Here is a 15384-nt window from a genome sequence, read left to right on the forward strand (position 1 = left end):
AAGGGTGGAAATTTTTTCTTTGATAGATTCCACATTTGTGTTCGTTACATTGCCAAAAAGCTTTACAAGCGTAAACCTCAAGCCTCTTTATAGCTTTGTGAAGCGTTAGCTTCTGCCACCCACGCCTCGCTTTTGAGGATGAAAGGCTGGATCGTTACAATCGTTTTTTATTGGTAAGTATCAAACTCAAAACGATAATCGCGACGATTAATCCAACGATAAATATGTGCGACCACTTTTTCTCATTCTGAGTCTCTCCCCAAGACTTCATATAGCTACTAAGCTTCATGGAGTATATCTCCGTGAATAAGTTTTTTTGAAAGATTTGGCTTTCGTAATGGGAATCCCAAACCAATAAAGAAGGTGCATTAAATAGCCATCTGGTTGGTTATCTTTGAATTTGCGATAAAGATTTGTGACGATAAGCCCAATTGCCGCGCAAACAAAAAGCTTATCCAGCATTACGCCAGCAAAAATTCCTATTATAACCGGTGCTAATTCATCAGCAATCCACAAAAGTGCATATTTCGGAGCATTCCGAACAGCCATTTCGGTATGATCCGAACACTTTTAAGCGAACTCCGAAATCAGCGTTCGGAAGAGCGAAAACCGCGTTCGGAATGCCCGGAATCCTACCTTTTTCTCTTTTAAATCAATAACTCGCTATTCTTTCCTTTTCAAGCAAGAAGGTGAGGAAGCGATCATGGCAAAAAAGAGAACTCCAATGAATAAAATTAAAGAAATATTACGCCTTAAGTACGACTGTGGGTTGTCCTACCGAAATATTGCCAGTTGCCTCAATGTTAGCCTTGCAACGGTCTCAGAACTTAACGCTCGCTTTAAACAAAGTCAGATAGGTTGGCCTTTACCCGAAAGTTGCAGCGATGCCGATCTCACTCAGGCGCTGTATCACGGTAAAAAAGCCAGTCGGGATAAAGTCATGCCAGACTTCACTCAATACGCTGTCGAACTCAGACGAAAAGGCATGACGAAGATGCTGTTGTGGCAGGAATATCACGAGCAATATCAAGAGCAAGCTTACCCCCTGTGTCAGGATAGTTGTCGCCTCATTTGTTATTTTAAATAGACAGGGAGCGGTAAGTTAAAACCAGTGAATTACCAAAGACATTCAAGTGCCTTTAAAGAAGCTATCTTACAGAAACTCAGCCAAAGCGAATTGTCCAAACAACAGTTTGCAGAACAAGAAGGCATTAAGCTCTCCACCCTGTGTAGTTGGCAAAAGCAATTCAACACATCAGGATTTAGCGAGTCAAAAGTGAGTTCATCAGATAAGTGGTCAAATGAAGAAAAATTTGCTGTCGTACTTGAAACTGCTGCCTTGTCTGAAGCGGATCTGCATCAGTACTGTCGAGAAAAAGGGTTGTACCCTGAGCAAGTAAAGCGATGGAAGCAAGCCTGTATTGCTGGCAACACGGTGAAATCGACAAGAAACACTAAGCTCACGGCGGAGCAACAAACGGCCAAAAACGCATTAAAGAACTAGAGCGTGAGATCAGACGAAAGGAGAAAGCGTTAGCAGAAAGTGCTGCGCTACTGGTGCTGGGAAAAAAGTTCGATGCCTATTGGGAGGAAAAAGAGGACAGCTAATCACGCTGGCCGATAGGCAAAAGTATGCGCAGTGGATCCGTCATGCGGTTGAGTCAGGGGCACGACAAGAGCCTGCCTGCGAGATGATTGGTTTATCGATCAGGACGTTACAGCGTTGGTATAGTGATGGCTCTATTGGTGAGGATAGAAGAGTCACAGCGATAAGGCCCACCCCGGCAAACAAGCTGAGTGAGGTAGAGCGGCAGAAGATACTTGAGGTCTGCAAGCGTGACGAGTTTGCTTCCCTGCCACCTAGCCAAATCGTCCCTATATTGGCCGACAGAGGCGAGTATATTGCCTCGGAATCCAGCTTTTATCGTCTCCTAAAAGCGGAAAATATGCTTCATCACAGAGGAAAAGCAGCACCAAGGAACGCCCATAAAAGGCCCACAAGCTACACGGCGAAAAAAGCCAATGAGGTGTGGAGTTGGGACATTAGCTATCTGTCAACCACCGTGATTGGGCAGCACTACTACCTGTACATGATAGAAGATATTTACAGTCGAAAAATAGTGGGTTGGGAGGTGCATCATCAAGAAACGGGAGAGCATGCCGCCGATCTACTGGAGCGTAGTGTTTGGGCAGAAAAATGCGTTAAAAAAGATCTTGTCTTACACTCAGAAAACGGTGCGCCCATAAAGAGCTTAACGATGAGAGCAAAAAGGTATGATCTTGGCGTTGTGACCTCCCGCAGTTGTCCAAGGGGGAGTAACGATAACCCATACTCGGAGTCGCTGTTTAGAACAGTGAAATATCACCCTAGATGGCCGTCAGAAGGGTTTAAAACCCTGGAATGTGCGAGAGAGTGGGTCAAAGAGTTCGTGTCTTGGTACAACCATGAACACCGCCATAGTCGAATCCAGTTTGTCACGCCAAATCAAAGGCATGCAGGGCTTGATCAAGTAATCTTAGCGAAACGAGCGGGCTTGTATCAGCAGAAAAAGAAAGAGCGCCCTGAGCGTTGGTCAAAAGCAGAAAGAAATAGGTGATGTGTAATTAAATCCAGAGCAACACAAAGACGCTGCTTAATTACTTTAGGCGACAACTACCTTGAAAAACGCCGTTATTATGCGGTTAAAGTGGCATGATTTTCAGATTACAAGAAGTGGCTTAGCAGTCCAAGCATCACTAAATAATCTAATATTAGACACTGGCCAAGCCAAAAGCTCAACCAGTAGTGATCAACGAAACGTAAAAAAACAGAGTTATCAGCTTAGACAGTTTTCTTGTCGCAGTCAGTGTACCCTGAGGATGAAATCAGGGCACGATTAAGATTAGATGCTTTTATAAAGAATCGACGCATCGTGGATAAAGAGATTGAAAAACCTCGGCATGTTAACAGTTTTGACCACCTGAATTACGGCGGAAGTGGTTGCCACGATTTTCAGCTAGGTTTTCATAGAATTTCCAAAGATGTTCTTGTCCTTGCATACATTCGATAGCAGCTTTCTTCTCCTCCCATACTTCAGTAATGTCTAGGAAGGTGTCTGGTTTCCACTCCATCTGCTCACTCCAGTGGATAATCGCCAAAATCAAAAAAATGAATATCATGTGCGTTAAGTGCCTGAGCGGCGGCCTCAGCTTCTTTACGCCGCTCTATCTTTACCTTCTCAAGCGTCATATTTTCCTGTTTCCAAAGTTTGGCGGATTCGCCACGCTCTCCATATAACAAACAGGCGATTGTCACCTCGTAACCTAATTTTTGGTGCAATGCTATAGCGCCACCGCACCTCCATACAAAGTCTGCTGAGTGGGCACTGATAATGAGGGCTGTCTTTTTTCGCGCATGACGAAACTCCTAAAGTAATATAAATTTAAAATGCATTATTTATGTTACCTTATAACATTTGTTATGTGTGGTAACTTATCTATTCACTTTCGTTCGTATAAGTATAGGATTTTGATACTTACAAGGGGGCGATGGGCACCTGAATGTAGATGGCTACTCAGCCTAGTTGCTTGGCACACGCACGTCGAAAATTTATTGAAGCAGAAAAGACATGTCCAAAGGGAAATCGGGTAAAGTGACGATGGCGATCATTCATATCAGAAAGAGTACACAGTAGGCGAATTTGGATATGTAGATCTTAATGTTCATTGCTGTAATGTACACAAACCAAATAATCGAAGTAACTAAGGCCAATCAGAAAAATCTTGCTTTGCTCCTTCAGGAGCGTTTCCCTTTTTTCCGGAATGAATACGTTTAAATTGACTGGGTGATATACCGACTTCTTTTTTGAAAAAGTGACTAAACTGGCTGGCGTCCTGATAGCCCAGACTGTTGGCAATGGCTTGTATGGAGCTTGATGATTCTTTTAGCCTAAAGGTTGCTTCCATCAAAATTCGGTTATTTATTAACTGCAAAGGTGTTTTGTTAAGGTTACGCTGACAAACCGCATGTAGACGACCATAGGTCAAACTCAACGTCTGACAATAAAAATAAACTGTCCTTCTATTTTGATATTCGACTTCTACTAGTTGGCGGAATTGTTGCAGAATTAGCTCGTCTGGAGAATGCGTTAATCGGAGAGTATCAATGTTGCTTAGGCGATAGACGATTTTCCTAAAACCAAACTGTCGCTTGGTGATCCTAAACGGGTGCTCTACTTTTGCTCTGATACTGGCTTTTATGTATTCCGTTCGGATAGGTTGCTTATTTATTCTTGGATTTTTCTTGAGAAGGCGCACCTTGCTCGGCATTTCAGCAATCAACCAATCCGCTTTGATGTCTTTTAGCTCTTCTCGTTTTTGAGCGCCTCGATAACCCGAATCGGCCGAGATAAAGCATTCTTCACCATGAAGTAGCTTATCTGTTTCTGTAATGTCGTGTACGTTGGCCGCCGTTGTGCTTAGACTGTGGGTTAGCCCTGTTCTAGCCTCAACGCCGATGTAAGCTTTTAACCCGAAGAACCATTGTTTCCCTTTTTGAGTCTGGTGTATCTCTGGATCGCGCGCTTTCGCTTTATTTTTAATCGAGCTAGCCGCTTCAATAATGGTGGCGTCGACAATCGTGCCTTCTTTTAGATAAATACCAGCGCTGGACAACCACTTGTTAACCTCTTTGAACAGCTGACGGGAGAGCTTATGCTTTTCCAGTAAGTGTCTAAAGTTCATGATGGTTGTGTGATCAGGGATTGAACTGTCCAACGACAATCCAGCAAACAAACGCATGGACGTGATTTCATAAAGCGCGTCTTCCATAGCAGGATCACTCATTAAGGTAAAGAGTATGTTTGTTTCCTCAGCTAAACATGTCTATACCAAAATGCAATACCCTTTAAGACAAATTGAAATAGCCAACTTACCTTTAGATAAAGAATACTCCTTATACGAAGTGATGAGATAGTCAAGACAATAGCCAGCTTATTCACAAGCGGATTGGGAGTATTAATGTTTAGTTTCATAATACCCCCAAGGTAAAACGATTTATGACTTCACTGTCTTTGTCACGACTTTAAATACGATTATTATAGAGAGCTATTAGATGATTATAGATTGCCATGGGCATTACACGACTACACCTGTTGGTGTTGGTGAATACCGCGATAAACAAAAAGCAGCTGTAGCTAAAGACCCTTCATTTGTCGGCGAAAAAGGGAAAGTCATCGTTTCTGACGACGAAATTCGAGACAGTATCATCAATAATCAACTTCGTTTACAGCAAGAACGCGGTACCGATCTAACTATATTTTCCCCCCGAGCCAGCTGGATGGGCCATCACATTGGTAATGAATTCACTAGCCAATATTGGACTGAGCATCAAAATGACTTAATCCGTCGTGTATGTGATCTTTTTCCTGACAACTTTGCACCGGTCGCTCAATTGCCTCAGTCACCAGGTGTTGACCCAGGTAAATCCGTCGCTGAAATCGTACGTACTGTTGAAGAAATGGGCTTTATTGGCATTAACTTGAACCCTGATCCGAGTGGTGGTTATTGGAAAGACAAGTCTTTGGCTGATCGTTCTTTTTACCCAATTTATGAAAAAATGTGCGAATACGATATTCCAGCGATGATCCACGTAAGTGCAGCATGTAACGATTGTTTTCACACAACGGGTTCCCATTATTTGGGCGCAGACACCACTGGCTTCCAACAATTAATGATGTCAGATGTGTTTAAAGATTTTCCTGATCTAAAAATCATCATCCCCCATGGTGGCGGTGCCGTGCCTTATCACTGGGGGCGCTTCCGTGGTATGGCACTGGACCAAGGGTTTGATCTGGCCGAACGTGTCTTAAACAATATTTATTTTGATACCTGTGTTTACCATCAGCGAGGCATTGATTTGCTATTGGACATCATTCCAACTAAGAACATCTTGTTTGCTTCAGAAATGATCGGTGCAGTGCGTGGCGTTGATCCAGAGAGTGGCCATTATTTTGACGACACAAAACGCTACATCGATAACAACACCGTACTAAGTGCTGAGCAAAAACAGGCCGTTTTTGAAGACAATGCGCGTCGTGTGTTTTCTCGATTAAAAGCATAAGGCTTGAATGATTAGGGGTAAAAGATCATGCGAAATAATGTAGTAGTGCAACATATCGAACGTACAGAGCAAGCCGTGATAGATGGTTTGGCACAATGCGGCGTAGCGACCATTCATGAATCTCAGGGTCGTGTTGGTTTATTGGCTCACTATATGCGCCCAATTCAAATCGATAAAACCATTGCCGGATCCGCTGTCACAATTTCGGGTGCCGCCGGCGACAACTGGATGATGCATGTAGCGATAGAGCAGTGTCAGCCTGGAGACGTGATGGTATTTGCGCCGACATCGCCTTCTAACCATGGATTTTTTGGTGACTTATTGGCGACATCTGCTCAGTCCCGCGGTGTTGTGGGTCTGATCATTGACGGCGGCGTACGCGATACCCGAGATTTGCGTCAAATGGATTTTCCAGTTTGGTCTAAGGCAGTATTCTCAGAAGGTACTATTAAAGAAACCGTCGGCTCCGTTAACGTGTCCATGGTTTGCGCTGATACTCTAATTAACCCAGGTGATGTGATCGTAGCAGATGACGACGGTGTTGTTGTAGTACGACGAGAAAATGCTGCTGAAGTGCTTGAGCTTGCTCGTGCTCGTATGGCCAACGAGGAAGCTAAACGTATTCGTATGGCAAACGGCGAATTGGGTTTGGATATTTACGACATGCGTGCACGGCTAAAAGAAAAAGGCCTGAAATATGTCTAAACATACGGGCATTTACAAAAGTGCACCTTGTATGTGGATGCGCGGCGGCACCTCAAAAGGCGCTTATTTTTTAGCCGCTGACTTACCTTCAGACAACGAGGCACGCGCGCAGTTTTTACTGCGCGTAATGGGCTCGCCCGATGAGCGTCAAATCGACGGTATCGGTGGTGCAGATCCTCTTACCTCTAAAGTGGCTGTGGTACAAAAATCAACTCGTGACGACGCTGACGTGGACTATTTGTTCCTGCAAGTGTTTGTTGATAAGGCCATTGTGACCGACGCACAAAACTGCGGCAATATTCTAGCGGGGATTGCGCCATTTGCGATTGAACGAGGCTTGGTGACGGCGTGCGAAGGGGAAACCTCGGTGCGTATTTTCATGGAAAATACTGGCCAAATTGCTGTTGCACGAGTGTTAGTCAAAGATGGTGAAGTACAGTACGAAGGCGATGCTCGTATTGATGGCGTTCCGGGGTTTTCAGCGGCGGTGCCGATTGTATTCCAAGACACAGCTGGGTCTAGTTGTGGCTCATTGCTACCGACAGGTAGTGTTGTCGATGTGATCGATGGTGTCGAAGTAACCTGCATTGATAATGGCATGCCTGTTGTAATTATGCGCGCGACGGATATGGGCATCACAGGTCTGGAGTCTCGCGAAGAACTGGAAGCCAATGACTTATTACGGGCTAAGTTAGAGTCGATTCGTTTACAAGTTGGTCCAATGATGAATCTGGGGAACGTGAAAGACAAATCGGTACCGAAAATGACCATGGTGAGTACTTCCACAAACGGTGGGGCGCTATCTACTCGTACTTTTATTCCCCATCGTTGTCATGCCTCAATTGGTGTTTTGGGTGCCGTCAGTGTGGCAACGGCCGCGGTATTAAAAGGCTCGCCTGCAAACGATGTCGCCAGTTATCAGGCAAGTGCACGAATGACTTTGGATGTAGAACATCCTATTGGCGCAATGACGGTAATATTAGATCAAAATGACCAAGGCGAAGTGGGTTCCGCAGCGATTTTACGCACCGCTCGTAAACTGTTTGATGGACAAGTATTTGCTCACAGTAACGAATTATAAAATAGGTATTTGAAGATGATGGACAAAAACTACATTCCTTTTCACCCAACGCCAAGCAAGCCGACGTTTAAAGCGCCTGCCGGTGCGGTAGATGCACACTGCCATGTCTTTGGCCCAGCGGATAAATTCCCCTACCACCCAAAACGCAAGTACACCCCTTGTGATGCGTCAAAAGAGCAGCTGTTCGCTTTGCGTGATCACTTGGGGTTCTCACGTAATGTTATTGTACAAGCATCTTGTCACAGTACTGACAACTCTGCGCTCATTGATGCGTTAGAAAGTGCAGGGGACTTGGCCCGCGGTGTGGCTTTTGTGGACGACACCATCACCCACGAAGACATCGAAAAAATGCACGCCGCAGGTGTTCGTGGTGTACGTTTTAACTTTGTAAAACGTCTAGTTGATAGCACCCCTAAAGAAGCATTTTTCTCCATTGCAGATAAGATTCGCCCCTTTGGTTGGCACATTGTGGTGTATTTTGAAGCCGCAGAATTAGAAGAATTAATCCCTTTCTTAAAGGCACTTAACACCACCATAGTAGTCGATCACATGGGTACACCTAATGTGAAAAATGGTGTTGACCACCCAGATTTCAAACGCTTTGTAGACTTTATGGCCGACAACGACGACGTCTGGTGTAAAGTGAGCTGCCCTGAGCGTTTAACCCAACACGCACCTGATTACTCCGATGTGTATCCGTTCGCCCGTACTTTAGTCGAGCAGTTTCCGAATCGGGTTTTATGGGGCACAGATTGGCCACACCCAAACATGAAAGTTGAGGCACCAAATGATGGCCATCTTGTGGACGTGATTCCTCATATCGCCCCAAAGACAGAGTTACAACAAGCTTTGTTAGTGGACAATCCGATGCGCTTGTATTGGTCTTAGTATCATCCCAACAGAATAAATAAGAGGTTACCATATGGCTAGTAACTACACAGACCGTCACTTTCAGGGCACCTATCTTTTTGATGGGCAAATGGCCAAAAAAGGCTACGGCTTAAACAAAATGTGCTACACATTTAACGAACAAGTAGCTCGTGATGAGTTTAACACGGACCCTAATGCTTATTGTGACAAGTTCAAACTTAGTGCCGCACAAAAAGACGCCATTCATAACAAAGACATAATTGCCTTATTACGAGAAGGCGGCAGTATTTATTACTTGGCAAAATTTGCCGGCTTATTAAAGCTAAACATGCAAGACATCGGTGGATTGCAAACAGGTATGACTACTGATGCTTTTAAAGCAATGCTTGAGAAAAACGGACGAGGAGAAATCTAATGGCGAATATAATAGGAGCCGTCACCACGTCTCATATCCCAGCAATCGCTAACGCTATGGCTAATGGGTTAGAGCAAACACCCTATTGGAAACCTTTTTTTGATGCGTATCCACCTGTGCGTGACTGGCTAAATGAGAAAAAACCCGACGTCATCATTTTGTTTTACAACGACCATGGCTTAGAGTTTTTCATCGATAAAAAACCTACTTTTGCTATAGGTGTAGCGGATGAATACCACAATGCCGACGAAGGGTGGGGGATTCCAACGATACCGCCGGTAACAGGCGAATCGGACTTATCTTGGCACATCGCCAATAGCATCGTTGACGAAGGCTTTGACATGACGGTCTGTCAAGAAATGAAGGTAGATCACGGCTTAACTGTACCACTCAATCTGATGTGGCCAGGTCACCAATATGGCCATGTAAAAGTCATTCCCGTATGCATCAACTGCGAGCAGTACCCAATGGCTCAGCCTTGGCGAACTTATGCTTTGGGGCAAGCCATTGGCCGTGCTGTGCAGTCCTATGAGAAAGACATTAATGTGGTGGTGTTTGGTACCGGAGGCATGTCTCATCAGCTCGACGGAGAACGTGCAGGCTTTATCAACCGCGCCTTCGACATTGACTGCCTAGACAAATTAGTCAACGACCCAGAAGCACTCACCAAATACACCAACATAGATCTTGTAGAGCAAGGTGGCGCTCAAGCCGTTGAACTCAATATGCACATCGCCATGCGCGGTACCTTATTAGGTAAAGTGACGGAATTACACCGTAACTACCACGCCCCTATTTCCAATACAGGTTCAGGGTTAATGCTGCTGGAACACGAAATGCCAGAGAGTTAACTCTTAGCAAAACAGTGCTACAAAGGGATTTTACAAGGCGAGCTCATTTTGGTGGGCTCGCCTTTTTTGGTGAATTTAAAACTCTTCGGTGTCGATTTCTGCTTGTTGAGCTGCGGTGTAACGGGTGCCGTGTACGTTATTTTGATTAATCATTTCGTCCAGCAAGCCAATTTGTTTCGCGTCCAATGTGAGTTGAGTTGCGGCAAGGTTATCTTGCATGTGTTGCACTGAGCGTGTGCCAGGGATGGAGACGATGTTGTCGTCTTTGGCACGCAACCACGCTAAGGCAAGCTGTGCTGGAGTGCAGCCAATGTCTTTGGCTAGAGCAAGATAATCATTTAATAATGCTAAGTTATTTGGGTAATGCTCAGCATGAAAACGAGGCATGTTATTACGGATGTCTTTGGCGTCTAATTCGGTAATGTCTTTTAACACACCGGTTAAAAAGCCACGCGCCAAGGGGCTAAAGGCCACAAAGGTGGTACCCAGTTTCTGGCAAGTTTCTAATACAGCGATTTCTGGATTGCGAGTCCACAAAGAATATTCCGATTGAATGGCTTTGATAGGCGTTTCAACATGCGCACGAATCAGCGTATCAGCTGACACTTCAGATAACCCCACATTACCGATTTTGCCTTCTTTGACCAAATCACCGAGTGTACCAGCGCTTTCTTCGATAGGCACATTAGGGTCTAAACGGTGCAAATAATACAAATCAATGTGGTCAGTTTGTAGCCGTTTTAGGCTATCTTCGCATTGCTTACGCAGATTATCTGGGCGACCATTGATTTCTTTTTTTCCATTGACCATGGCCATTCCGCATTTGCTGGCTAGGAAAAACTCATTGCGATGATTCTTTAGAGCCTTGCCTACAAGTAATTCGTTATTGCCTCCACCATATAAAGTCGCTGTATCAAAATGGCGATAGCCCATCTCAAAAGCCGCTTGCAGTGCTTCAATAGCTTGGTTTTCTTCCAGTGGCGTACCGTATGCGTGAGATACGTTCATGCAACCAAGGCCAATGTGTGGATGAGTAAACAGTGATTGTGCTGACATTAAAAAATCCTTCATAAAAAACAGGGAGCCTAGGCTCCCTGTTTGAGTAGTGTTTCATCACGGCAGAGCAGAGTGACTTAGGCTTCTAAGCATTCTTCTAGACGATGCAAGGTTTCCATTGCTTCAATCGCCTGAGAGACACAAGCATTTGGTGCACGGCCTTCTTTGATCGCTGCAATAAACTCACGATCTTGCAATTCAATACCATTATTAGACACAGCAACCCCCGACAAATCGATCTTATTATCGTTGCCATCAAACAGGTCATCGTAGCGTGCTAAGTAGGTACCATTGTCGCAGATATAGCGGAAAAAAGTACCAAACGGACCGTCGTTGTTAAAAGACAATGACAAGGTGCAAATCGCACCATTAGGTACCTTCATACCAATGCTCATGTCCATTGCAATGCCTAGCTCTGGATGGATAGGGCCTTGCATGGCTTGAACTTTACTGGCGGTTTCACCAGTTTGATATTGAAACAAATCTACTGTGTGGCATGCATGATGCCACAGAAGGTGGTCTGTCCAGGAACGAGCTTTACCAAGAGCATTTTTGTTGGAACGTCGGAAGAAATAAGTCTGCACATCCATTTGTTGTACAGTCAATTCACCCGCTTCAATTTTATTACGAATCCATTGGTGCGATGGGTTAAAGCGGCGAGTGTGACCAGCCATGGCGACTAGATTGGTTTTCTTGTGTGCAGCGACCACATTGCGAGCATCTTCAATGGTATCAGCCATGGGAATTTCAGACATTACGTGCTTGCCGGCTTCAAGACATTGAATCGTTTGTGCCGCGTGCATTTGTGTAGGTGTTGCTAAAATCACTGCGTCAACATCGTCACGGGCGAGACTTTCAGCCAAATCCGTTGTGTAGTGAGGAACACCACGCTCCTGGGCAAATGTCTTGATGGCATCAATTTTAGTGCCAACCACAGATACCACTTTTACGCCGTCTATTGCTGCAATGGCGTCCATGTGTTTCATTCCAAAAGCACCAGAGGCACCAGCGATACAAATTCTCATTAATCTACTCCTAACTATGCGAGTGTGAATGGGGTCATACCCAAATATACATTAACTACAAATCTAGCATTTGATATCTGAAGGGGATAATCCATAAACCGCATAAGCTATTCAGTTTTCGCAACAAGACTAAGCTCATTGTTAACGAAAGTGTTCAGATATTTTTCGTAGTACGCTAAGAAAATGAGATTGTGTCACCGTGGGAAGCCAGCTTTTTCGGACGCAAAGCCCAATTGGACGACGAGTATGTTCAAGCGGAAAATCTAATACCGTGAGCAATTCAATATTAATTTCTCGCTCAACCTGATGAGCCGAGATAAGTGTAAGTCGATCACTTTCGAGGAGTAATTCACGAATCAATACCTGTGAACTTGATTCCACTAGTCGCGTCGGCAAAGCAACATTGACGTCTTGGAACAATGCCTCAAAGGCCTGTCTAGTGGGGGTACTTTTTGTAGGTACCACCCAAGCATACTGAGCTAGATCTTGAACACAGATTTGTGCTTTCTTTGTAAGCGGATGGTTTTTTCGCGCAACTATAGACAATGGTGGTGACCATAATTCCTCTTGCACCACATCATCAGCCGGTGTTGGGTGGCGTAATGCACCTAAGATAATGTCTATGTCTCCCTGGCGCAGGTGATGCAATAAATCGACATAAGGGCCCTCTGTGACGTTTATATTAACGTCTGGATGGCGTTCGTTAAATTGTAAAATGGATTTGGGTAAAATAGTCATCCGTGCCAATGGCATACTGCCAATAGTGATGGTGCTGACGTCTTTAAATTGCAGCGCGTTAATTTCGTAAATACCTTGGCGTAGTTCACTAAAAGCTAGTTTCGTGGCTTTTGATAAGGTTCTAGCAGCTTTGGTAGTACTGATCCCCAAGCTGTTTTTTTCGAAAAGTATCACTCCCAATAACCTTTCAAGATCCCGTGCTGCACGATGAACAGAAGACTGAGACACGCCCAATTGGCGGCTTGCGATACTGAAATTTTGCGATTCACTGACCGCAATAAGAGCTCGTAATTGCGTGGTACTAATAAGGGCAATAAGATTTTTCGGAGAGCGCTCTTTAATTGTCGTGTCTTTCACAATCTCTTGAATAGCTTGTTGGATGTGATCAACCGCTCTGGCGACACGTTTTTGCCAGACTTCACCTGAGTCGGTTGGGTACATACCATCTGAATGCCGTTCAAATAAAGTTGCGCCCAATACACTTTCTAATTTTGCGATAGCTTGTGTAATGGCGGGTTGGGATAAAAAAATACGCTCAGAAGCACGGGTGATGCTTTTAAATTCAGCAACAGCAAGAAAAACGCGTAAGTGTCGTAAATTGGGAATGTTGATTTCCATGTGGCTTCCTATTTTTTTACAACTATATCAAAAATGAATATTAAAAGAAGTAGAAATACAGGCATATTTCCTTTTTCTGTATTCGAATAGGTTGAGTTCATGGGATCGACTTGCAGTCGTCGTAATTGGGCCTTTTTACTCAAAGTCTCGGAAGGAAACGAGTTTGTCGTATGTAGTATTAATACTAAATTAACACTCTGACAACTGTATCAGCTACCACTCCTCTCGTTTGGCAACGAGAGGAGTGGGCGTTAATGTTTAAGAAACTGGGTTCAGGACAGCTTCAAAAAATTTTGTTAATTCGTCATGATCGTTTAGCGGCAAAACATCAGCAACATATTGATCTGGTCTCACAATAATAATGCAGCCGTTCTCCTTATCAATTCCACGTTTGTCATAGAAAGAAGTGCCTTCACAAATAGCGCTGTAGACTTTCTCATAATCCGTTAAACCATAGCGATCTTTCGAGGGTTGTAAAAGCGGATGGATATCGTCTACTTCAACCTCTCGATGAGATGCTTGGAAAACCGCTTGTACGGTGATCATTTCATCTATATCCGCACCATTTGGTGTGAAACGCTGAATAGGGGATAACGGATTATTTTGTAGAAATTCACATAGTGCTTTAACTTGGCAGTTATTATCCATAAAGCTTTGCTCTCCAGCAAAGGCGAGGATATGCCAACGACCATCAGCTTTTATACTATGTCCAAGATGCATAGGTTTTGCGTCAGCATGGCGAGTCACTTTAGCAGAATGAAAACGCATACCAATGGTTTGTCCTGTTGCTAAGTCTTGATGTTTTCCTGAGGATACTAAGTCTGATTGCGAGTAGTGGATAGCAGTACCCGCAGTGAATCGGCCAAATTGAACAAAGTATTTTTGAAAAGCGGCTGGATCAACGCCATCAGGATTTCTCTGATTAATCAATAGAGCTTGATTCACTATGATATTGAAGCATCTGACCAGCGGGAATGATAACGATGTGTAAGAAAAAAGTTTCACATGTATAATTTTTTACATACTTACAATAACGGGTATCGCCAAAACTTTTTTACAACGTCAACTACAGTTGATATTCACCAGCCCTTTCAGGTTGGAACGTCACTTGTATGATTTTAATCTTTAAATTTCCACCACCGGGTTTCGGCCATTCAATCTCATCACCAATAGAAAGACCAAGCAATGCGCTACCCACAGGCGCTAAAATTGAAATAGTTGTTCCATTCGATTCCATGTTTTTTGGATACACCAACGTCAATTCAAACTCTTTATTTGTAGCTTCAACAATAAACTTAACCGTTGAGTTCATGGTGATAATATTGTCTGGAACATCTTTAGGAGCAACAATCGTTGCGCGTGTAAGCTCTTCTTCTAGTTCACTCACACCAGCGATATCCGCTTTAGGAAGCGAATCAATTAGGTCTTCTACTCTCTTCAAATCCAACGAAGAGATCGTTATATCAGGTCTTGTTGTCATTATTTCCTCATTAACTATTTACAAATTTTGCTTGGTACTTGAGGTAGTTGCTGTACACATACCACTACCGTCGCTGATAGTACGTCTAGCAATCTGTAATAGATAGCCAAATGAACCACTATTATTAACCTAAGATGCTTCGTGTAAGCTGATATTAAAATCAGGTAATGATAATAGTTATTATAAAACAGTATTTAACTGCTTACGTCGTTGCCTTAATGACAAGAGAAAAGTACTTCCTATCGCTGTCAACATTACCTCTTCTCATTTTAATGACACCGCCCTAGCTAGTTACATTTTCTCGTTATCTGACGAGTTATAAGTGACTGCCTTGATCGGAATGAAACATTACTCCCTTAGGTTTTCCTCTTAATTCATAAGCCATAATAAGCGCCTTACTAATGAGCTCACAATCCGGACTCAAAGACATCGCCCAGCCAACAGG

At 43.9% G+C, this 15384-nt stretch carries 15 protein-coding genes and 4 pseudogenes; 8 read left to right on the top strand and 11 right to left on the bottom strand.

Annotation, left to right across the window (positions count from 1 at the left end):
* Positions 1 to 285: 285 nt before the first annotated feature.
* Entirely contained in the window at positions 286 to 549 is a 264-nt protein-coding gene (traL, locus tag J9B83_RS13060; protein WP_114412835.1) for a type IV conjugative transfer system protein TraL, read from the bottom strand.
* Between the two features lie 154 nt (positions 550 to 703).
* Here traL and J9B83_RS13065 point away from each other — a divergent pair.
* Positions 704 to 1084, top strand: a pseudogene (locus J9B83_RS13065) (IS21 family transposase); the annotation flags it as partial.
* A gap of 27 nt (positions 1085 to 1111) precedes the next feature.
* Positions 1112 to 2604, top strand: a pseudogene (locus J9B83_RS13070) (IS3 family transposase).
* 339 nt (positions 2605 to 2943) lie between these two features.
* Here the strand turns inward: J9B83_RS13070 and J9B83_RS16030 are convergent.
* From J9B83_RS16030 to J9B83_RS15810, 4 genes and pseudogenes are all read right to left on the bottom strand, one after another.
* Positions 2944 to 3111: a PIG-L deacetylase family protein gene (locus J9B83_RS16030; protein WP_281251037.1), complete on the bottom strand. Its 168-nt coding sequence runs from the start codon at positions 3109 to 3111 to the stop codon at positions 2944 to 2946.
* A gap of 4 nt (positions 3112 to 3115) precedes the next feature.
* Entirely contained in the window at positions 3116 to 3319 is a 204-nt protein-coding gene (locus J9B83_RS16035; protein WP_281251036.1) for a PIG-L family deacetylase, read from the bottom strand.
* Between the two features lie 422 nt (positions 3320 to 3741).
* Positions 3742 to 4032 (bottom strand): helix-turn-helix domain-containing protein, encoded by a 291-nt coding sequence (locus tag J9B83_RS15805; protein WP_236037302.1) that lies wholly within the window; start codon positions 4030 to 4032, stop codon positions 3742 to 3744.
* Between the two features lie 131 nt (positions 4033 to 4163).
* Positions 4164 to 4824 (bottom strand): annotated as a pseudogene (locus J9B83_RS15810) (IS5 family transposase); the annotation flags it as partial.
* Between the two features lie 268 nt (positions 4825 to 5092).
* Here J9B83_RS15810 and J9B83_RS13085 point away from each other — a divergent pair.
* Genes J9B83_RS13085 through J9B83_RS13110 form a run of 6 tightly spaced genes read left to right on the top strand, consistent with a single transcriptional unit; the run spans position 5093 to position 10022 of the window.
* Positions 5093 to 6100, top strand: a complete 1008-nt coding sequence (locus tag J9B83_RS13085; protein ID WP_072842369.1) for an amidohydrolase family protein — start codon at positions 5093 to 5095, stop codon at positions 6098 to 6100.
* 27 nt (positions 6101 to 6127) lie between these two features.
* Complete coding sequence (locus J9B83_RS13090) at positions 6128 to 6805, top strand: 4-carboxy-4-hydroxy-2-oxoadipate aldolase/oxaloacetate decarboxylase (RefSeq protein WP_072842368.1); 678 nt, start codon at positions 6128 to 6130, stop codon at positions 6803 to 6805.
* The gene (locus J9B83_RS13095; protein WP_072842367.1) at positions 6798 to 7886 is read left to right on the top strand and encodes a 4-oxalomesaconate tautomerase; all 1089 of its coding nucleotides are present in this window, start codon (positions 6798 to 6800) and stop codon (positions 7884 to 7886) included. Before J9B83_RS13090 ends, J9B83_RS13095 begins: the two co-directional genes overlap by 8 nt.
* Before the next feature lie 15 nt (positions 7887 to 7901).
* Positions 7902 to 8774: an amidohydrolase family protein gene (locus J9B83_RS13100; RefSeq protein ID WP_211537289.1), complete on the top strand. Its 873-nt coding sequence runs from the start codon at positions 7902 to 7904 to the stop codon at positions 8772 to 8774.
* Between the two features lie 34 nt (positions 8775 to 8808).
* The gene (locus tag J9B83_RS13105; protein WP_211537290.1) at positions 8809 to 9171 is read left to right on the top strand and encodes a protocatechuate 4,5-dioxygenase subunit alpha; all 363 of its coding nucleotides are present in this window, start codon (positions 8809 to 8811) and stop codon (positions 9169 to 9171) included.
* Positions 9171 to 10022 carry a class III extradiol dioxygenase family protein gene (locus J9B83_RS13110; protein ID WP_211537291.1) on the top strand — a complete coding sequence of 284 codons (852 nt, stop codon included), beginning with the start codon at positions 9171 to 9173 and terminating at the stop codon, positions 10020 to 10022. The genes J9B83_RS13105 and J9B83_RS13110 overlap by 1 nt, the downstream gene beginning before the upstream one ends.
* Before the next feature lie 75 nt (positions 10023 to 10097).
* Here J9B83_RS13110 and J9B83_RS13115 read toward each other — a convergent pair whose 3' ends face one another.
* From J9B83_RS13115 to J9B83_RS13140, 6 genes and pseudogenes are all read right to left on the bottom strand, one after another.
* The gene (locus tag J9B83_RS13115) at positions 10098 to 11078 is read right to left on the bottom strand and encodes an aldo/keto reductase (protein ID WP_236037298.1); all 981 of its coding nucleotides are present in this window, start codon (positions 11076 to 11078) and stop codon (positions 10098 to 10100) included.
* A 77-nt stretch (positions 11079 to 11155) separates the two neighbouring features.
* Complete coding sequence (locus J9B83_RS13120) at positions 11156 to 12103, bottom strand: Gfo/Idh/MocA family oxidoreductase (RefSeq protein ID WP_211537292.1); 948 nt, start codon at positions 12101 to 12103, stop codon at positions 11156 to 11158.
* A 141-nt stretch (positions 12104 to 12244) separates the two neighbouring features.
* Positions 12245 to 13459 carry a LysR family transcriptional regulator gene (locus J9B83_RS13125; RefSeq protein WP_211537293.1) on the bottom strand — a complete coding sequence of 405 codons (1215 nt, stop codon included), beginning with the start codon at positions 13457 to 13459 and terminating at the stop codon, positions 12245 to 12247.
* Between the two features lie 258 nt (positions 13460 to 13717).
* On the bottom strand, positions 13718 to 14404 hold the full coding sequence (locus J9B83_RS13130; RefSeq protein WP_258861168.1) for an FAD-dependent phenol hydoxylase family protein: 687 nt from the start codon (positions 14402 to 14404) through the stop codon (positions 13718 to 13720).
* A gap of 121 nt (positions 14405 to 14525) precedes the next feature.
* Positions 14526 to 14939: a nucleoside diphosphate kinase regulator gene (gene rnk / locus J9B83_RS13135; RefSeq protein ID WP_072842434.1), complete on the bottom strand. Its 414-nt coding sequence runs from the start codon at positions 14937 to 14939 to the stop codon at positions 14526 to 14528.
* A gap of 322 nt (positions 14940 to 15261) precedes the next feature.
* Positions 15262 to 15384, bottom strand: a pseudogene (locus J9B83_RS13140) (IS3 family transposase); the annotation flags it as partial.

Origin of the sequence: Marinomonas vulgaris (assembly GCF_018145875.1) — a bacterium.
Classification (GTDB): Bacteria; Pseudomonadota; Gammaproteobacteria; order Pseudomonadales; family Marinomonadaceae; genus Marinomonas; species Marinomonas vulgaris.